Source organism: Pantoea sp. LS15 (assembly GCF_012241585.1).
In the GTDB taxonomy this organism is placed as follows: Bacteria; Pseudomonadota; Gammaproteobacteria; order Enterobacterales; family Enterobacteriaceae; genus Enterobacter.
In genome coordinates, this window is sequence record NZ_JAAVXA010000012.1 from 109,770 (window position 1) to 128,974 (window position 19,205).

Consider the following 19,205-nt stretch of genomic DNA (forward strand, 5'->3'; position numbering starts at 1 on the left):
TTAAATTTCATACGATGAATAAAGGTAGTTTTTTCGACTGGCAATGACCCGACATGATGGGGTTTTGGCGATATGTTCTGCTATCTACCGCTTATTGCAGTGATATAGCCCAGATTCTGAAAAATAGCTGGTCTTATCTACGGTAGAGGGAGGGGTGTGTCTTGTCAGATAAAGGGTTTAGGCTGATTTTGACAACAAAAAATCAACGTGAAGTTATCAGGGTGATCGCGATCACAGATGTATAGAAATTTTTGACTATAAAAAAAGTATTAACCTGTTTGAGCGTTAAACAGCCGAACAAGTGACAAGGCAGGGTAAGTAAAAGGCGGACAAATAACGGCCAAAAGAAGAGCGCTTAGTAGCCCTTCTCCTGGTAAGGGGGTTGGCTGATCAGGGATACACTTTTTCTTTGTATTCGCAGAGATCTTCAATAATGCAGGAGCCGCAGCGAGGCTTACGGGCAATGCAGGTATAACGCCCGTGCAGAATCAGCCAATGGTGGCAATCAACCTTAAATTCGGCAGGAACCACCTTGAGCAGTTTCTCTTCAACCTGCTCGACATTTTTGCCGGGTGCTAAATTGGTGCGGTTAGATACGCGGAAGATATGCGTGTCGACAGCGATAGTCGGCCAGCCAAATGCCGTATTTAGCACAACGTTCGCGGTTTTTCGGCCTACACCAGGTAACGCCTCGAGCGCCGCGCGATCTTCCGGCACTTCGCCACCGTGCTGTTCCAGCAGGATCCGGCAGGTCTTAATCACGTTCTCAGCTTTGCTGTTAAACAGACCGATGGTTTTGATATAAGACTTCACGCCTTCCACACCCAGTTCCAGCATAGCCTTCGGCGTATTGGCAACAGGATAGAGCAGGGCGGTGGCTTTATTGACGCTTACATCGGTAGCTTGTGCAGAGAGCAGCACGGCGATCAGCAGCTCAAACGGGGAGTTAAAGTTCAACTCTGTCGTCGGGTGTGGGTTCTCGTCCCGCAGACGAGTCAGGATCGCAATGCGCTTTTCTTTATTCATGAGGCCTTCTCGGGTATCCCTTCCTGGACGCTGCGCTCTGCCGCGCGGCGCTTACGTTTCTCATCAATCAGGTATTTTATCGCCAGCATCATGCCGAGGCCAATAAATGCGCCTGGCGGTAGCATGGCCAGCAGAAACGGCGTATCGGTGTGGAAGACTTCAATACGCAGCACTTTAGCCCAACCACCCAGCAGCGCGTCTGCACCGTCAAACAGCGTACCGTTGCCGAGGATCTCACGCATTGAGCCCAATACAAACATGGCTCCCGTGGCACCCATACCAATCGAAAAACCATCCAGCGCCGACATGGCCGGACTGTTTTTCACCGCGAAGGCTTCCGCGCGTCCAACCACGATACAGTTGGTGACGATAAGCGGAATAAAGATGCCCAGCGACTGATACAGACCGAATGCGTAAGCGTTAATCAGCATCTGGACGATACTCACGACCGAGGCAATGATCATGACGTAAATCGGAATACGGATTTCTGACGGCGTCCAGCGGCGCAGGGCTGAGATGGAGAGGTTGGTTAGGGTCAGTACCAGTGTGGTCGCCAGACCCAGACCAAGCGCGTTGGTGGCGGTGGAGGTGACCGCCAGCAATGGACACATTCCCAGAAGCTGTACCAGCGCGGAGTTGTTCTTCCACAACCCCTGGACAATAACCTCTTTAACCTGGCTCATGATTACTCCTCACAGGCCGGAAGATTGTTGATTTGTGCGGGCAGCGTTTCAGCATACAGCCCGGCTCGTTTTACGGCGTTCACCACGGCGCGTGGGGTGATGGTCGCCCCAGTAAACTGGTCGAACTCGCCGCCATCTTTCTTCACCGCAAAGGCAGTATCTCCTTCGCCATGAATTACTTTACCGGCAAAATGCAAAATCCAGTCGCTCAGACGGGTTTCAATTTTATCGCCAAGACCCGGCGTTTCATGATGCTGCGTCACGCGGGTGCCCAGTATCGTGCCAGAGAAATCGCTGCCAACGAGCAGTTGAATGGCGCCGGAATAGCCATCGGGCGCTGTCGCTTCCATCACCGCGCCCACCGGTTTATCCCCTTTACGAGCGATAAAGACACGATGTGCGCCTTTGCCTAACTGCGGTGCCTGGACGATGAAACAGCTTTGCTGCAGGTCATTATCGTAGAAATCAGACGGGATCACCTGATCGAACAGCGCTTTTTGCTGCTTCGAAGCCTGTTCTTCGATAGTCGTTTTGGTCAATGAATTCACCAGTGCCGTCAGACCTGTCAGGATCGCGGCGAAGACAGCCAGCGTAACGCCGTGTTTTTGCATTGTTTTTAACATGGCGAAACCCTTAACGATGCCCGTACACGCGCGGACGCGTGTAATAGTCGATGAGCGGAACTGTGATGTTGGCGAGCAAGACGGCAAATGCCACACCATCCGGGTAGCCACCAAAGCTGCGGATCAACCATACCAGCAACCCAGCCAGCGCACCGAAGATCAGGCGGCCACGGTTGGTCGTTGACGCGGTAACCGGATCCGTCAGGATAAAGAATGCACCTAACATGGTCGCGCCGGAGAGCAAATGCAACTGCGGGCTGGCCATTGACTCAGGGGAGAACGCCCAGCCAAGCGTGGCACAAACCGCCAGCGTCACGAGGAAGCTCACCGGGATATGCCAGCGAATGGCTTTTTGTTGCAGCAGGAACAGACCGCCCAGCAGATACGCCAGGTTAACCCACTGCCAGCCTGCGCCTGCCAGTACGCCACTGTAGATGGCTGATTTCATAATCTGCTCAACGCTATGACCAGCGTGCAGGGATGTTTTAAACGTATCGAGAGGCGTCGCCTGGCTGATTCCATCCACGCCCATACGCAGTGAGTTCATATCAGCGCCGAGTGCGGTATGGCCGGTAAAGATCACGTGCAAGGCATCCATAAAGCCCGGAACCGTTGCTGCAATGTCATGCGGTGGCAACCAGCTTGTCATCTGTACCGGGAAGGAGATCAGCAGCACTACGTAGCCGATCATTGCCGGGTTAAACGGGTTATGACCGAGCCCACCATACAGTTGTTTGGCAATTATCACTGCGAAGACAGTACCGAGTACCACCATCCACCATGGGGCAAACGGTGGAATACTGATGGCCAGCAGCAGGCCGGTCAGTAGCGCGGAGTTGTCGGCAAGAATGCGGGAAACTGCCATCTTGCGCAGTTTAAGTACCAGGGCTTCAGCGGCTAAGGCGCTGGCACAACCCAGGACTATCTGGAACAGGGTTCCCCAGCAGAAAAACCAGCACTGAACGGCTATGCCTGGCAGCGCGGCCAGGCAGACCAGCATCATAATGCGCGATGTCTGGCGCTGGTTGTGGGTGTAAGGGGAACTTGCGATTCTGAAAACCATTTAATCCTCGTTAACTGCTTGCTGTGCGGCTTTCTTCGCCTGGACGCGCGCGATGGCAGCGGCGACGGCAGCTTTACGCGGGTCGTCATTTGCGGCCTGCGGTTGTTCTTCCTGCTGCGCCGCTTTACGGGCTTTTGCGCGGGCTATTGCTGCTTCAACGGCGGCTTTGCGCGGGTCGACCGGCGTTTCGGGTTCGGTAGTTTGCGTCTGTTGTGCTGTCTTACGGGCTTTGGCACGGGCAATTGCCGCTTCGACGGCAGCTTTGCGTGGATCCACAGCCTCTTTCTCGACCACCACGTTTTGCTCTCCGGCTTTACGGGCCTTGGCACGGGCAATTGCTGCTTCAACGGCGGCTTTACGTGGATCAACCTCGACATCCGCCTGAGCTGTTTGCGCTTTTTCTGCCTGACGGGCACGAGCCGCTGCTTTACGCGCTTCGCGGGCAGCAATTGCTTCGCTATTATCCGGTTTCTCACCCGCCGGGATCACCACGGTTTGGGCTGCCGTCGCTTTTTTCTCGCGAACTCGCGCCAGTGCAGCGTTAATGGCATCCTGATCTTTCTCGCCTGGTTGAACAGCAGCCTGCTTATGGCGCTCCTGACGGGCCGCTTTTTCGCGCTCCAGTCGAGCCTGGCGCGCTTCAAAGCGGGCTTTCGCTTCGGCTGCACGTTTTTCTTCCATTGAGATGGCATAAATTTCAGCCTTCTCCTGGCGGAAATACTGCACCAGTGGAATGTTGCTTGGGCAAACCCAGGCGCAGGCTCCGCATTCAATACAGTCAGCCAGATTATGGGCTTGTGCTTTGTCGTGCAATTGGCCTTTGCTGTACCAGTACAACTGCTGCGGAAGCAGGTCCGCCGGGCAAGCGTCGGCACAGGCACTGCAACGGATACAACCTTTCTCCTCCTGCTCTTCGCCCATTTCGGTTGGGGAAGGCGCAAGCAGGCAGTTAGTGATTTTGACCACCGGGACATCAAGCCACGGTAGGGTAAAGCCCATCAATGGGCCGCCCATGATCACCATCTGGTCGCTGCCAGGGCAAAATTCAGCCTGTTCCAGCAGGTGACGAACCGGCGTTCCCAGTCGCGCCCAGACGTTCCCCGGTCGCGAGACAGACTCTCCGGTCAGCGTAACCACGCGCTCGGTCAACGGCTCGCCGTCAATCACTGCGCGCTTCACTGCGTACGCGGTCCCGACGTTTTGCATCAGCACACCGATATCTGAGGAGCGTCCACCATGCGGCACTTGTTTACCGGTAAGGATCTGCGTCAGTTGTTTTGCGCCACCAGAAGGGTACTTGGTCGGAATGACGCGCAGGGCGATATCATGGCTACCGGCCAGCACGGCGCGCAGCATTGAAATGGCCTGTGGTTTATTGTCTTCAATACCAATCAGTACTTCTTTCGGCTGCAGAATATGCGCGAGGATGCGAATACCTTCCACCACCTGGGCAGCGCAATCCTGCATCAGACGATCGTCTGCGGTGATATACGGCTCGCATTCAGCGGCGTTGATAATCAGCGTCTGAATTTTATCGCCACCGCCACGCAGTTTGACACCGGTAGGGAAGCCTGCGCCGCCCAGTCCGGCAACACCGAACTGATGAATACGCTCGATGAGCTCATCGCGACTCCGGTTGCGGTAGTCGCTCCAGCCGTCACGCTCGATCCAGCGATCTTCACCGTCGGCTTCAATAATGACGCTCAGTTCTGAAAGTGCTGACGGGTGAGCCACCGTATGCGGGGCGATTGCCATCACTTTGCCAGATGTTGGCGCGTGTACAGGCAGCATTCGTCCCCGGCCAAAAGTCAGCGGCTGACCGCGAAGAACCGTATCGCCTTCTTTCACACACAGCTCGCCCTCCGCGCCAATATGCTGCTTGAGAGGCATGATATAACGCGTCGCCAGCGGAATTTGACGCAGTGGGGTGCCGTTGGACTGGGTTTTCATCTCCGGCGGATGAATACCGCCGTCAAAGTCCCAAATCTTCTCTTTTCTGAAAGCAGAAAATAACTTAAGCATGTTGTTCCACAGGAATGTTACGAACCGGAATGGTTTGAAGATCCCACTTCCAGCTTTCGATAGTCGTTTCAACCGGGCGCAGTTCAATACATTGCGTCGGGCAGGGCGCCACGCAGAGGTTGCAGCCGGTGCACAGATCCGCGACGACGGTGTGCATGGCGCGGGTTGCGCCAACGATGGCATCTACAGGGCAGGCCTGAATACATTTGGTGCAGCCAATGCAGTTCGCTTCGTCGATCACAGCAAGGGCGCGCACTGGCTCCTGGACGTCTGCATCGCCATCAATGGGCTGCGGGTCAACGTTCAGCAGAGCCGCAATTTTCAGCATTACCGCTTCACCACCCGGTGCACAGCGGTTAATTTTTTCACCCTGAATCCCTACCGCTTCGGCATAGGGGCGGCAACCGGGATAGCCACACTGTCCACACTGGCTTTGTGGAAGAAGCTCATCAATTTTTTCAACAACAGGATCGTCCTCTACCGCGAAACGGCGGGAGGCGTAACCCAGGATAAGGCCAAACACCAGTCCCAGGACGCTGATAGAGGCGATGGCAATCCAGATAGCATTCATTACAACTTCACCAGACCACTAAAGCCCATAAAGGCCAGAGACATTAAACCTGCGGTCACCAGCGCAATCGCATTACCACGAAACGGCGCAGGGATGTCCGCTGCGGCGAGGCGCTCACGAATAGAGGCGAACAGCACCATCACTAGAGAGAAACCGACGGCCGCAGAAAAACCATACAGTGCCGATTGCATAAAGTTATGGCCAAGGTTGATGTTCAGCAGCGCTACGCCGAGCACGGCGCAGTTGGTGGTGATCAACGGCAGGAAAATGCCCAGCAGACGATAGAGCGCCGGGCTGGTTTTGCGCACCACCATTTCGGTAAATTGCACAACCACGGCAATAACCAGAATAAAGGCCAGCGTACGGAGATAGGTTAACCCCAACGGGATAAGGATCCAGGTATCAATCAACCACGCGCAAATAGACGCCAGCGTCATGACAAAGGTGGTCGCCAGCCCCATGCCCATCGCAGTTTCCAGTTTTTTGGAAACGCCCATAAACGGACACAGACCAAGGAACTTCACCAGGACGAAGTTGTTAACCAGCACTGTGCCGACAAAGAGCAGTAAGTAATCGGTCATTATTTAGCCTGAAATAAAAAAGCCGCCTATTATCGGATAAACCAACGCAGGCGACAACAGGTTATCTGTAAGGTTATTACGGGTTCACGAAGGTGTTTTTCACCCGCGTCGAACGCTTGAAATAGGGCACCAGCAGCGCAGCGGCCAGTAAAGGGAAAAGTAGCTGGCGGACGGCCAGTGCGTCAGAAACCGGCGAAAAAGCAAAAGCTTTTACCGCCAGCAGAACCGAAATCAGCAGCCAGATAATGTAATGCTTAGGCACACTTTTACGGCGCTTAAAGAAAGCGATGGTCAGCCACAGCGTGTAGTACCACATCCCTATCGCGAAAACGAACGATACAAACCACATCGCAATATTAAGCACACTTTGCGACATCAGCGTCTGGATGGCATGCGGAGTAATCAGTGCGGTGGTATAAAGCAGCAGCGCGAGTGATGCGCTTAATAAGGCAACCAGCAGCCATGCCAGTGGGGCGATTAACCAGCCTCCAATGCGTTCTCCAGGCGTTGCGGTCATAAACTCTCCCATAATCTGCGCGAAATGTTGTACAGCCAGTTTGCAGGGCGGAGAGTATATAACATTTCGCGCTGATGGCTACTTTCTTATAAAACGTAACGCCAGACAGACTTAGGCACTTCACCCACGTTGAACAAACGGCCACCGGATACCAGTTCCGCACGGCGATGGTCAGCGGCACGATACATGTTGATGATTTCCTGATTATCCGACAGTGTGTAGTTCAGATGGTCAAACAGTTTTTCCAGGCTCTCAAGCGAATTGATCTTGCGAAATTTTAATAAATAGTCCTGAACTGTCATATTAATAAGTTTCCATATAAAAGTGAGTAATACCAGTTAAGGTAATTCGTTCGAATAATAAACGGATTAATAAAGACGTAAACAGCCCACTCAGGTAACGCGACGAAATTAGGAGTTTTCTTTTCTGAAAGTTTCAGGCATCAGATGATGCCTGGAAGAGAAGGTTAACCGTGTTCACCAGGGCTGGCAATACGTAACTGACATATTATGTCACTCTTTATTGCAGTAACCGGTTACTTAGGTTGGGCGACTGTGACAGGCTCCGGCGGCTGGTAGTTATCGATATGGCTGGCAACGCCCAGCAAAATGACCGAAACCCCAAGGACAATCCATCCCGCTAATTCAATGATTCGATTAATAATTGACGTCATGATTCGTAGTTGTAATTTATCCATAAATACAGGGAGCAGATGTTACAGCGGCGTTTCCCCGGCGGCAAGTGCTTTGGGAACGGTTCCCTTAAGCAAAATCAGGTGGTTAATACTATGTAACAAAAACAACCCATACAACCTGCTATTTTAAGTCATATGGCACATTATTAATCTGTGGTAATGCCAGGCTAGCCAGTGTGAAATAAGAACGCCATAAAAGAGGATGACACTATGAGTGATAATATCCGCGTCGGGCTTATTGGTTATGGATATGCGGGAAAAACGTTTCATGCGCCTCTGATCGCCGGGACGCCCGGAATGGCGCTGGCTGCCGTATCCAGTAGTGATGCAACTAAAGTCCATGCCGACTGGCCTTCCGTGCCGGTTGTCTCTGAACCTAAACATCTTTTCAACGATCCGAATATTGATTTAATTATCATCCCCACGCCAAACGACACGCACTTTCCGCTGGCAAAGGCGGCGCTGGAAGCGGGTAAGCATGTGGTTGTTGATAAACCCTTTACCGTGACGTTGTCACAAGCGCGCGAGCTGGAGGCGTTGGCAAAGAGCCTGGGCAGGCTACTTTCGGTATTCCATAACCGCCGATGGGACAGCGACTTTCTGACTGTAAAAAGACTTCTCAGCGAAGGTACGTTAGGGGAGATCCTCTTTTTTGAATCGCATTTTGACCGTTTTCGCCCGCAGGTCCGAAACCGCTGGCGCGAGCAAGCCGGTCCGGGTAGCGGTATCTGGTACGATCTGGCCCCGCATCTTCTGGATCAGGCCGTGAATCTGTTTGGCCTGCCGGTGAGTATGACGGTCGATCTGGCGCAGCTTAGACCCGGAGCGCAGACAACGGATTATTTCCACGCGGTTTTGAGTTACCCACAGCGTCGAATTGTGCTGCACGGGACGATGGTGGCGGCTGCAGAATCCGCGCGTTATATCATTCACGGTACACGCGGGAGTTATGTGAAGTTCGGTCTCGACCCGCAGGAAGATCGCTTAAAAAACGGGGAGCGTTTGCCACAGGAAGACTGGGGCTATGATATGCGAGACGGTGTCGTGACGCGGGTTGAAGGTGAGGAGCTGGTGGAGGAAACCTTGCTGACTATTCCGGGTAACTACCCGGCTTATTATGCGGCTATCCGCGATGCGCTGAACGGAACAGGGGAAAATCCGGTTCCGGCAAGCCAGGCCATTCAGATTATGGAGCTGATTGAGCTGGGCATCGAATCAGCCAAACATCGCGCTACGCTCTGTCTGGCATAAGGTACAGCTATTTTGTATGCCGGGTAAGGCGCAGCCGCTACCCGGCAAAAAGGCTTACGCGGTTGCCACCTTATCCCGCAGCGCCTGCTTCTCTTCAGGCGTCAGGAAAGCGATCTCCAGGCCGTTGATCTGCGCCTGACGGATCTGCTCGCGGCTCAGACCCGCCTGAGGTGCGGCAATATTATATTCGTGAATAATATCCACTCCCTGAACCGCCGGATCGTCCGTGTTCAGTGAAGCCAGCACACCATGCTCAAGGAACGTTTTCAGCGGGTGCTGTGCCAGCGTTGCTACGGTGCTGGTCTGAATATTAGACGTCAGGCAAGACTCAATCCCGATGCGCTGTTCCGCCAGGAAATCCATCAGTGCGCGATCTTCTACCGCTTTTACGCCATGGCCGATACGCTCGGCGCCCAGCTCACGGATGGCCTGCCAGATGCTTTCCGGGCCTGCCGCTTCACCTGCATGAACAGTAATATGCCAGCCGGCGTCACGTGCGCGGTTGAAATGGGACAGGAACAGACTGCCCGGGAAGCCCAGTTCATCACCGGCGAGGTCGACCGCAGTGATGGCATCGCGATGCGCCAGCAGCGCTTCCAGTTCCTGCAGGCTGGCGGCCTCACCGAACGTACGGCTCATGATGCCAATCAGACGGGCCTGGACATCAAACGTTTTACAGCCTTCGCGGACGCCTTCAATGACGGATTCTACTACGCCTGCAACGGGCAGGTTGTGGGTCATCGCCATATAGCCTGGTGAGAAACGCAGTTCGACATAATGCAGACCGTTACGGGCGGCATCTTCAATGTTCTCAAATGCCACGCGGCGGCAGGCATCCAGCGAGGCCAGCATCTTCACGCCCCAGTCGAGTTTGCTGAGGAAGCTGACCAGATCCGGTTCATTAGAGGTGACCTGAACATGAGGAATCAAAGACTCAAGTGTCTGAGCAGGAAGCGTTAAATTGAACTGGCGGCCAAGATCGAGAATGGTTTGGGCACGAATGTTACCGTCAAGGTGACGATGAATATCAGTTAATGGCAGGCGTGTATCAATCATGGTCGCACTCTTTTCTGGTTAAAGTGCGCCATATTATAAAAACAAAACGAGGTAAAAAGCTATTTGCGCAATGGAATATTCCGTTGCGCAAACTGATTACAGTAGCGTGTTAATCCCGGTTATGAGGCGTTGAACCCCTTGTTCCAGCTTGCTACGCGGGCAGCCGGCATTCAGGCGCACGAAACCATTTCCCTCTTTGCCGTAAGTATATCCCGGCATGATGGCAACTTTTTGCTGCTCGATCAGCACTTTTTGCAGCGCCCGGTCGTCAATGTTCAGCGGGCGCAGATCGATCCAGGCCAGATAGGTCGCTTCTGGCGGTTGCCAGTTCAGTTGCGGAAAAGCACTGTTTACTTCCTGCGCAATATACGACAAGTTTTCTTCCAGATAACGTCGCAAGGCATCCAGCCACGGTGCTCCCTGCTGATAGGCGGCGATATGCGCCGTCAGTGCCAGCACGGAAGGGGAAGAGAGTCCGTCCCGGCCTTTTAACGCGCTAAGATAACCGTTACGGCTTTCTTCATCACCAATCAGACCGTAAGCGCCGGTCAGCGCCGGAATATTGAAACTTTTTGAACCGGAGGTAAGAAGCGCCCATTTGCCGCGCGCCACCACGTTCCATGGTGTGTGATGATGTTTTCCCCACACCATGTCCATATGAATTTCATCGCTGATCACCGCTACGTCATAACGTGCGCACAGTTCAGCCATGTGATTCAGCTCTTCACGCGTCCAGACCTTACCTGTCGGGTTTTGCGGGCTGCACAGCAGCAAGATTGTATTTTCTGGTTTTGCCAGCGCCGTCTCCAGCGAAGCCATGTTTCCCTGCCAGCCTGCAGCATGCTTTTCCATCTCAACGGCCACAATGTGACGCGCATTGCCTTCAATGGCTTTATAAAACGCATCGTATGCCGGGGTATGCACTACCACACCGTCACCAGGTTTCGACCAGAGGCGTATCAGCTCAGAAACCATGTAGATGACGGAAGGGCCATACACGACGGTTTCAGTGTCGATTCGGCTGTTAAAGCGTTGCTGGAACCAGTGAGCAATGGCGGCGAGAAACTCTTCGTTTTTCCAGCGGCTGTAGCCCAACACGCCGTGGTTAATACGTTGATGCAGTGCGTCGGTAATGCAGGGGGCGGTGGCGAAATCCATATCCGAGATAGTGAAAGGCAGCAAATCGGCCGCGCCAAAACGGTCGGCGACGTAATCCCACTGTGTGCACCAGGTGCCGTGTCGATCCACGACGGTAGAGAAATCAAACATGACGTGCGTCCTTAAAGTAAAACCCCCTCATGGTGAGGGGGTTGAGGCATCAGGCTTCGACAGTTCGCATCAGGGTTGCCAGCTCATCTTTCACTGACTGTACCTGTGGGCCGATAACCACCTGCAAATTGTGCTGATTGAGTTGTACCACGCCGATGGCCCGGTTGGCTTTCAGGGCGTTGGTGTCTACTTTCGACATATCCGCCACCGACAGACGCAGACGGGTAATACAGTTATCCAGAGAGGTAATGTTATCCGCACCGCCCAGCGCCGCCAGAATGGCTGGGGTGTTATAACCGGATTTACCCACAGTCCCTGCAACAGCTTGCTCAACGCTGGTGGCCGTATCGGTATCGCGACCTGGCGTTTTCAGGTTAAAGCGGGTGATGGCGAAGCGGAAGATACCGTAATACACCGCGAACCAGATAGCCGCCACAACCGGCACCAGATACCACTTGGTGGACAGGCCGTGCAGGATCCCGAACACGACGAAGTCGATCACGTTGCCGTCGGTATTCCCGATGGTAACACCCAGCACCGCCATCACGGTAAAGCCCAGACCGGTCAGCACAGCGTGGATGAGGTACAGCACTGGTGCAACAAACAGGAACAGGAATTCGATTGGCTCAGTGGTACCGCCTACCACGCAGGCAATCACACCAGAAATCAGCAGGCCTTTAATTTTATGGCGATTTTCCGGACGTGCACAGTGGTACATCGCCAGCGCGGCACCAGGAAGGCCGCCGAGGAAGGCAGGCATTTTCCCCTGAGACAGGAAGCGGGTTGCGCTTTCGGAGAAACCGTGGGTAGTTGGACAACTTAGCTGTGCCTGGAAGATAGTCAGCGCACCGCTCACATCGTGGCCGCACACCTCCATGGTACCACCCGCTTCGGTGAAGCGAATCAGAGCCACCAGAATATGCTGCAGACCAAACGGCAGCAGCAGGCGTTCACCGGTACCGAAGATCATCGGACCAAAATCACCTGCGCCGTTGATGATGCGGCCAATACCATTAATGCCCAGCGCAAAGACTGGCCAGATCAGCGGAATGATCAAACCAAACAGACCCATTACCACCAGGGTAACGATCGGTACAAAGCGGGTACCACCGAAGAACGCCAGCGCATCCGGCAGACGGATATTGTGGAAACGCTCGTGCAACATCCAGATGATCACCCCGGCGATCACCGCACCGAGGATCCCGGTATCAATTGACTGGATACCAATAACGCTCTGAATGTTGTTGGCTTTCAGCACCGCAGCGTCGGTGGTAGGCAGAATACCTTTTGCGGTCAGCCAGAAGTTTACGGCCAGGTTCATCACCGCGTAACCCACAAAACCGGCAAACGCGGCCACGCCTTTATTCTCGCGCGCCAGACCCAGCGGGATAGCAATACAGAACATCACGGGCAGGAAACTGAAGGCAAAGGAGCCGACTTTACTCATCCAGATAAAGATCGCCTGCAGCACTGGCGTGCCGAGGAATGGGATCAACGTGATGACGTCTTTACTGCTGAGTGAACTGCCGATCCCGAGCATGATGCCGCAGAAAGAGAGGAGTGCCACGGGCAGCATAAAGGTTTTACCCAGTTGCTGGAAAAACTCCCACAGCGATATTTTTTGTGCTGCTTTCGCCGTCATAAAACGACTCCTTTATTGTTAAAATCAGTTTGCCTGCTTCAATGCTGCGAGAAGATAAAACGTTTTATCAAAGTTTAGTGCGCGCTAAATCACATTCTCTGGCTTTGACTGGTAGTATAAAGATAACAGTTTGATAAAACGTTTTACCGATCTCATTTCAGGGAGTCACGCCGACACATGGCTGTAGCGAAAAAAATCACCATCAACGATGTTGCGCTGGCGGCGGGTGTTTCCGTCAGTACCGTTTCTCTGGTGCTGAGCGGGAAAGGGCGGATCTCTCCTGCGACCGGCCAGCGGGTGAACGAGGCCGTTGAGCAACTGGGCTTTGTGCGTAATCGCCAGGCATCGGCGCTGCGCGGTGGGCAAAGCGGGGTGATCGGTTTGATTGTCCGCGACCTGACGTCTCCCTTCTATGCAGAACTGACCGCAGGGTTAACGGAGGCGCTTGAAGCGCAAGGACGGATGGTCTTCCTGCTGCACGGTGGCCGTGAAGCCGATCAGCTGCTTTCCCGCCTGGATATGTTGCTTAACCAGGGTGTCGACGGGGTGATCGTCGCCGGGGCGTCAGGCGTAGGCAGTGAGCTGTGTGAACGAGCCGCCGAAAAAGGTGTGCCTTTGGTCTTTGCCTCGCGCGCCAGCTACCTGGATGAGGCTGACACGCTGCGCCCGGACAACATGCAGGCCGCACAAATGCTGACTGAGTATCTTATTCGTCGCGGTCATCAGCGCATTGCCTGGCTCGGCGGTAAAAGTTCGTCTCTGACCCGTGCCGAGCGGGTTGGTGGCTACTGCGCGACGCTGATTAAATACGGTCTGCCGTTCCACAGTGAATGGGTCGTTGAGTGTGAATCCAGCCAGAAGAAGGCGGCGGAAGCGATAAGCGCGTTGTTGCGTAGCAACCCGACAATAAGCGCCGTCATTTGCTATAACGACGTGATCGCGATGGGGGCCTGGTTTGGGCTGATCCGCGCCGGGCGTCAGAGCGGTGAGGGTGGGGTTGAAACGTTCTTTGGTCATCAGGTGGCGTTAGGGGCATTTGCCGACGTCGGCGAAAATGCGCTGGACGATCTTCCGATCGTTTGGGCTACAACGCCTGCGCGAGAAATGGGCTACACGCTGGCAGACAGGATCATGCAGCGCATCGAAAATACGGATGTCCAGGCCGGGCATCAGATTGTGGCGGCAAGGTTAGTGACGGTGAAATAACCTCCTCTGCACATCGCCCGGCGGCAATGTGCTTGCACGGCTTACAACGGCTCGGAATCGTAGGCCGGGTAAGGCGTAGCCGCCACCCGGCAATTAACACGGTGGCTGTTCTAGCTTCAGTTTTTCGGTCTATAAAAACGAAATGTCGAAAGAAGTGTTTTGGAAGGTGAAATTAATGAGTTGTGGCAATATTATTACTAAGGCAATTGGAATATTTCTTTGATATTATACTTCTGTGAAATAAAAGAAGGCTGTAATATTTATTCAAAAGCTAAGACCTCAGATCTAAAATAAGAATGAGAAATTGTCTTGATTTTTTTCTGAGTTGTGGTGTTAATACAAATTAAACAATGGTTACTGAGTGTGGAGGTATATAGTAGATGAAGAACTAGGTATAAATTGCACATGACTGAGTAAAAGTCATGTGCACAATTTGATTATTGCATTTTAGATATTATAGTAGATAATGAAATTTCTAGATTTTCAAATAAAATGTTATATATTCTTTCGTAGTCTATGCTATCTTGTTCAATACCTAATCGTTGATTTATAGACTGAAGTTGCTCAGACTTACTTTTATCTGACTGTAAATGGCAAACCATTATTCTAAAGTCATAAAGAACAAAGAAAGGACGCATTATTCCATCAGCATTTTCAATTTTAAGTGATTCTTTTAACCATAGTGAATACAGTTTTAATCCTTTGAGATTTTTTACATCATCCTTACTCTTTATTTTTAATAGTTCACTTTTGAAAAACTCAACGTTAAGTGATTCAATAAATACTCTGTTTAATGACTCAATGACTGGACTTACATGTTTATCTTCCCAGAAAACAGGTTTATCAAGATTGCTAATAATTGAGGCAACCTCTCCCTCAAGCTTGTTTATAGGTTGGCCAAATTTTTCTGCTGCATTGTCAGAGACTTGTTTTCTAAGCTCAAATACTCTGTGTTCAATACTTGGATCAGACCATCTTACATCAATCTGGGCATTGTAAAATTCTGAGTGAATTGTGTGGTCACTGTCGATATTTTCAGAAAATAAATAATGTTGCTCTTTTTTAGGTAATTCATCTATATCCCCAAGCCACATAATGACTTTTTGGTTTTTATTAATGCCGAAACTTATGATCCAGTCATCCAATTTACTATGAATGTTACCATATGTTGCAGAAAAAAGATCAAGTGTATAATTTGGGGATTGAGAGTATTTATTTAAAACATCTATATTAAAGAAAATAGGGGTTAGAAAACCGACATTCCATTCACGTACTAGGCCCGGAATGAATTCATAGTCTATTGATGAGTAACTGAAATTTAAATCAACACAATAGGGGTATCTTTTTTGTGTCAGATTAGTCTTGGGTGTTATAATTACTCCTGTTTTATTTTGTTCTAGGGCATCCATGACATAGCTATGTATAACCATCTTACTTTTGTCTGGGAAATAGTAATCTTTGCTAATTTCATCTTTTAATAATGGTAAGCCATAACATTTAATTTTTATATCATTTAAATCAAACTCTACGGAGTCGAATGATATCTCTAATGGGTTTCCCGCCTCTGTAAAATATGCTTGACTACTAAAATCATTCAATCCTTTAAACATTTATCTCTCACTATGTGTGCTAATCCATGTTCATATATGGTACAACTTGTGAGTTATTCTGCAAGGAAATATTTTGTTTTCTATCAATTCATTATCTGCAGTTGATAGGCCTCTTTCTGGTTTGTTAGCTTCATTATTAAATTCACTCGATTTTTTTAATAATTAAATTAATTCACGTGATGTGAGCTGAACCAGATGCATCACTACGCTTCAAGGTTGAACTAATTCGCCGACAGGCCCAGGACGGCAAAAGCAAACTGATCGGCTTGTTGGGCGAGCCCGATTGACCCGACGAAAATGCGCGAGTCCTTTCGGGTAGTTTGGCTTACTACGTTGTGGCGACCTCGCGAAAAAACGCTATTTGTGAGTTTTTCTGAGGTGGTGGAGTTGTTATTCTTTATAGCTAAATGATTTTAAATATCATTCCTACAACAATACAGCCACATGCGTAGTTAAAAATAATACAGAGGTACAAATGACCCAGCATCTGCTCAACAAGAAGAATATGGCGAAAAGCTGTAAGGTCTGTGTAACGGCTTTCGACAAATGGGACGTAGAACCAGTAAAGCGTGTTGGGCGAGAAGCGTTTTATGATGTGACAAACGTTGTAAGTCACAGGGTTGAAAATGAACTGAGTAAAATTATGGAGCAGGGTGGTGACATAGATGATGCTGAAATTTTGAAAGCCCGAATACGACTTACTAATGCTCAGGCAGATGCACAGGAGTTGAAGAGCGCCCGTGAAACAAGGGAGGTGATTGATACGGCATCCACTACATATGCCTTATCAAAATTAGCTGGAGAAGTCGGAGCAATTATGGATAGTCTCCCTCTAGCTATCAGTCGACAGTTTCCAGGTATGGAAAAACGGTATCTGGACTCAATTAAAAAGGGGCTCAGTAAGTCGATGAATCGAGCTTCACATATTTCAGGTGAAATACCAGAAATGGCTGAAAGGTATATGGACGAAAATCAGAAGGGCAAATGATCTATAGTTCTTGATGCATCACATATGATAGCGATGCATCATTTTCTACAAGAGAAATTGTTGGCGTAATATTTCATCCTCGATGTTTTTGAGGAAGTCTAAATGATTTGCAACACCATGATACCCTGGATAGATACGAGGGTAGTCATACCCCATTAATATTAACATCCGATATAGTTCCATTCGCTGGGAGTTTGGTAATGTGACTTTTATAAAAAGCGGTTCATCTCCAAGATTTGTATTTGAACTTCTTGTTAGCTCATCAAACACAACTTCGTCCAATGGCCTGGTGTCAACTTTGTCTTTTTGACCTAATACAATATCCCTCTGTTCATGTGGAAGTAAGAAAACTTCTCTTGGGAAAATATTTCGTTTAAGAGTTGACGAGCAATATGTGAAAAGACCTTTTTGTGCCGTCACATTATCATTGTTTTTATAGTTTGGTGTAAAGAAGTTTATTTTGTTTACTTTTCCGGATTTTTTCAACAAAGTTATCCAGTTGGCATTCATAGCCCAAACACATAAATCCTCTTTGCTTTCAACTTCAGAAGTACAAGCAAAAAAACATGCTGTCAGCGCATCGTGTGTCCAATCCATAAGTCTGGTTGGGATACCATAATGTTGAGCTAAGGCTGCAAGCTCTAATAATTCTTTTGGTAGCCATTCTTCATCATCATGACGATCAGCAACCACAAATTGATTTGTAACTAAATGAATGTCATCCTTAAACCAACGTTCTGTAGGTGGGGTAAATAACCCATTTCTATTGGATATCTTATAAAACTGCCTAAGTATGGCTGTTTCGGCTTGGATTTGCTTTGATTCGAACAACAAATCTGTTTCAGTTATTGATATCCTGGCACTCATTGCTTGAATTCTTTTAATTATTGAGCGGTCTCTTCTTAGAACCGATGGGATTAGTTTATGATTTGCATTCCCATGTCCTCTGAAAATAAAGTTTCTGAAGTCAAATTCTTTATTTAAATACGGTGAGAAATAGCTCAGAAAGTCTTGTGCTGTCTCAATGTTTATTTCAATGTGCTTTTTGAGGACGTCTTCTTTATTCAGCATGTTTATCTTCTTGAGTTATTTAAGGGGCTTTTGCCCCAATGATTTTAGCATTGTGGTAAAGAAAGAAGATTGTTGTTCCATTTTCCATCGGCATAAGTTCGAATAAATTTCTTTCGACCATCTCTGGGATCTACAACGCCAACATAGGCTGTGTTGCCGTATGCATCAGTTACATGAAACGTATGCTCATTTTTTTCAATAGCCGCAATAACTTGCGCAACTGTCCATTTGCTCCCTTTTGGGTTGAATTGAGGGCTGCCTACATGAGTAATATGCTCGTGAATAGCATTAGTATCAGAGAGTGTAATGCATGTGATACGTACATCAGTCATATGAATCTCCTTATCGCTATGTGAAGGGAAAAAAACTAAACTGATTAGTTAAAATTCAAAGTTCTAGTAAGCACATATGAGAGCATTGTATTACAGTCTGTGTTGCAAGAGAGCAACTTACTCTTTTTTTAGTATCTTTTTTGTTTTCAGTCAATCTCATACGTTCATATTTGACCCAGGTAACCGAATAGGTTATCCATGATCTGGAAGCATGCTCGCAATCCCGTAAGAAACCTCATGTAAACCAAAGACCATTATTTCTTTCCACCCACATATCTCTTACAGTACAACCACTGCGGCAAATTCCGCAGTCAGGCGTGGAAACCTGAACCATCACACGACGACACAGTTTTAGTGTCGGGGCGGCGCATATCCTTGTAAAATCAACGGTGGCGCTGATAGGGCAGTCGAAAGACTGGCTGAAGACCGTGTGATTCAGTTTCCACCCCTGTCAGCGCCGCCACCCTCTGAGCGTGGAAACTTAGACGGTGGCCTTAAAACATCACACGGAGGCTGCCTATGGCTACGATCCCAACTCTTGCTAACCCTCAATCTACTGACAGTATTACGAGCCAACTTCTTGACCTGCCGATACCCTCAACGTTGGATCTCTTTGAACTGACTGATTGCTGCTGCGCTTTTGTTAACGTGCTGCTGGAAACCCACGACAAAGCAGAGCGCTTAGCGCTGTGTGGCCGTCTGGCTTTTAATCTCGATGAGCTAAAAAACCGATGCGATGAAGATTTACCGCCTCATCTGGTAGAGCGACTGAGTACCGCGTTACCTGCACAATCCTGTGTTCCGGATTGCTGGCAAGATACGGCGATGCTGGTGGGATATGCTCAGGCACTGAATCAGGCCTTGTTGAGTCAGACTCTGGCAAACGCCGTTTCGCAGGAACTTGCTGGCTTATTGCATGACCTGATTTATCTCCTGGCTGACTTTGTCAGAGAACCTTACCTGCCGCGCTGAGGTCTCGCCCGGCGGCGCTGCGCTTGCA

At 50.1% G+C, this 19,205-nt stretch carries 20 protein-coding genes; 4 read left to right on the top strand and 16 right to left on the bottom strand.

Translation table 11 applies throughout. The annotated features are described in order from the left end of the window. Window positions 1-390: 390 nt before the first annotated feature. The 10 genes from nth to blr form a co-directional block, all read right to left on the bottom strand. The gene (nth, locus tag HED65_RS17080) at window positions 391-1,026 is read right to left on the bottom strand and encodes an endonuclease III (RefSeq protein WP_114979466.1); all 636 of its coding nucleotides are present in this window, start codon (window positions 1,024-1,026) and stop codon (window positions 391-393) included. After that, window positions 1,023-1,709, bottom strand: coding sequence for an electron transport complex subunit E (locus HED65_RS17085; protein WP_114979467.1), 687 nt, complete (start codon window positions 1,707-1,709; stop codon window positions 1,023-1,025). Before HED65_RS17085 ends, nth begins: the two co-directional genes overlap by 4 nt. Before the next feature lie 2 nt (window positions 1,710-1,711). Then, window positions 1,712-2,332, bottom strand: a complete 621-nt coding sequence (gene rsxG, locus HED65_RS17090; RefSeq protein ID WP_114979468.1) for an electron transport complex subunit RsxG — start codon at window positions 2,330-2,332, stop codon at window positions 1,712-1,714. Window positions 2,333-2,342: 10 nt separating this feature from the next. Next, entirely contained in the window at window positions 2,343-3,395 is a 1,053-nt protein-coding gene (gene rsxD / locus HED65_RS17095; RefSeq protein WP_114979469.1) for an electron transport complex subunit RsxD, read from the bottom strand. Beyond that, complete coding sequence (gene rsxC / locus HED65_RS17100) at window positions 3,396-5,417, bottom strand: electron transport complex subunit RsxC (protein WP_114979470.1); 2,022 nt, start codon at window positions 5,415-5,417, stop codon at window positions 3,396-3,398. Further along, a complete protein-coding gene (rsxB, locus tag HED65_RS17105) occupies window positions 5,410-5,988 on the bottom strand; it encodes an electron transport complex subunit RsxB (protein WP_114979471.1) in 579 nt (192 codons plus the stop codon). The genes rsxC and rsxB overlap by 8 nt, the downstream gene beginning before the upstream one ends. Further along, window positions 5,988-6,569 carry an electron transport complex subunit RsxA gene (rsxA, locus tag HED65_RS17110; protein WP_114979472.1) on the bottom strand — a complete coding sequence of 194 codons (582 nt, stop codon included), beginning with the start codon at window positions 6,567-6,569 and terminating at the stop codon, window positions 5,988-5,990. Before rsxA ends, rsxB begins: the two co-directional genes overlap by 1 nt. A gap of 76 nt (window positions 6,570-6,645) precedes the next feature. Continuing rightward, window positions 6,646-7,086: a DUF2569 domain-containing protein gene (locus HED65_RS17115; protein WP_023311379.1), complete on the bottom strand. Its 441-nt coding sequence runs from the start codon at window positions 7,084-7,086 to the stop codon at window positions 6,646-6,648. 86 nt (window positions 7,087-7,172) lie between these two features. Then, window positions 7,173-7,388: a transcription modulator YdgT gene (gene ydgT, locus HED65_RS17120; RefSeq protein ID WP_006174966.1), complete on the bottom strand. Its 216-nt coding sequence runs from the start codon at window positions 7,386-7,388 to the stop codon at window positions 7,173-7,175. 233 nt (window positions 7,389-7,621) lie between these two features. Continuing rightward, the gene (gene blr, locus HED65_RS17125; RefSeq protein WP_168112406.1) at window positions 7,622-7,747 is read right to left on the bottom strand and encodes a division septum protein Blr; all 126 of its coding nucleotides are present in this window, start codon (window positions 7,745-7,747) and stop codon (window positions 7,622-7,624) included. A gap of 243 nt (window positions 7,748-7,990) precedes the next feature. Here blr and HED65_RS17130 point away from each other — a divergent pair, with 243 nt between their 5' ends. Next, complete coding sequence (locus HED65_RS17130; protein ID WP_114979473.1) at window positions 7,991-9,031, top strand: oxidoreductase; 1,041 nt, start codon at window positions 7,991-7,993, stop codon at window positions 9,029-9,031. Between the two features lie 54 nt (window positions 9,032-9,085). Here the strand turns inward: HED65_RS17130 and add are convergent, their stop codons facing one another. The 3 genes from add to malX form a co-directional block, all read right to left on the bottom strand. Then, window positions 9,086-10,087 carry an adenosine deaminase gene (gene add / locus HED65_RS17135; RefSeq protein ID WP_114979474.1) on the bottom strand — a complete coding sequence of 334 codons (1,002 nt, stop codon included), beginning with the start codon at window positions 10,085-10,087 and terminating at the stop codon, window positions 9,086-9,088. A 96-nt stretch (window positions 10,088-10,183) separates the two neighbouring features. Next, window positions 10,184-11,356 carry a MalY/PatB family protein gene (locus HED65_RS17140; protein WP_114979475.1) on the bottom strand — a complete coding sequence of 391 codons (1,173 nt, stop codon included), beginning with the start codon at window positions 11,354-11,356 and terminating at the stop codon, window positions 10,184-10,186. A 49-nt stretch (window positions 11,357-11,405) separates the two neighbouring features. Next, a complete protein-coding gene (malX, locus tag HED65_RS17145) occupies window positions 11,406-12,998 on the bottom strand; it encodes a maltose/glucose-specific PTS transporter subunit IIBC (protein WP_114979476.1) in 1,593 nt (530 codons plus the stop codon). Window positions 12,999-13,175: 177 nt separating this feature from the next. Here malX and HED65_RS17150 point away from each other — a divergent pair, with 177 nt between their 5' ends. After that, on the top strand, window positions 13,176-14,204 hold the full coding sequence (locus HED65_RS17150) for a Mal regulon transcriptional regulator MalI (RefSeq protein ID WP_114979477.1): 1,029 nt from the start codon (window positions 13,176-13,178) through the stop codon (window positions 14,202-14,204). A gap of 437 nt (window positions 14,205-14,641) precedes the next feature. Here HED65_RS17150 and HED65_RS17155 read toward each other — a convergent pair whose 3' ends face one another. Further along, entirely contained in the window at window positions 14,642-15,814 is a 1,173-nt protein-coding gene (locus tag HED65_RS17155) for a hypothetical protein (protein ID WP_114979478.1), read from the bottom strand. A 475-nt stretch (window positions 15,815-16,289) separates the two neighbouring features. On the opposite strand from HED65_RS17155, the gene HED65_RS17160 reads away from it, so the two are divergent. Continuing rightward, on the top strand, window positions 16,290-16,802 hold the full coding sequence (locus HED65_RS17160; protein ID WP_114979479.1) for a terminase small subunit: 513 nt from the start codon (window positions 16,290-16,292) through the stop codon (window positions 16,800-16,802). Window positions 16,803-16,847: 45 nt separating this feature from the next. Here HED65_RS17160 and HED65_RS17165 read toward each other — a convergent pair whose 3' ends face one another. Together HED65_RS17165 and HED65_RS17170 are read right to left on the bottom strand one after the other, a co-directional pair. Further along, window positions 16,848-17,873, bottom strand: a complete 1,026-nt coding sequence (locus tag HED65_RS17165; RefSeq protein WP_114979480.1) for an FRG domain-containing protein — start codon at window positions 17,871-17,873, stop codon at window positions 16,848-16,850. Window positions 17,874-17,917: 44 nt separating this feature from the next. Further along, window positions 17,918-18,205, bottom strand: a complete 288-nt coding sequence (locus tag HED65_RS17170; RefSeq protein ID WP_114979481.1) for a DUF3892 domain-containing protein — start codon at window positions 18,203-18,205, stop codon at window positions 17,918-17,920. A gap of 519 nt (window positions 18,206-18,724) precedes the next feature. Between HED65_RS17170 and HED65_RS17175 the strand changes: the two genes are divergently transcribed. Then, on the top strand, window positions 18,725-19,177 hold the full coding sequence (locus tag HED65_RS17175; RefSeq protein ID WP_114979482.1) for a hypothetical protein: 453 nt from the start codon (window positions 18,725-18,727) through the stop codon (window positions 19,175-19,177). Window positions 19,178-19,205: the final 28 nt, after the last annotated feature.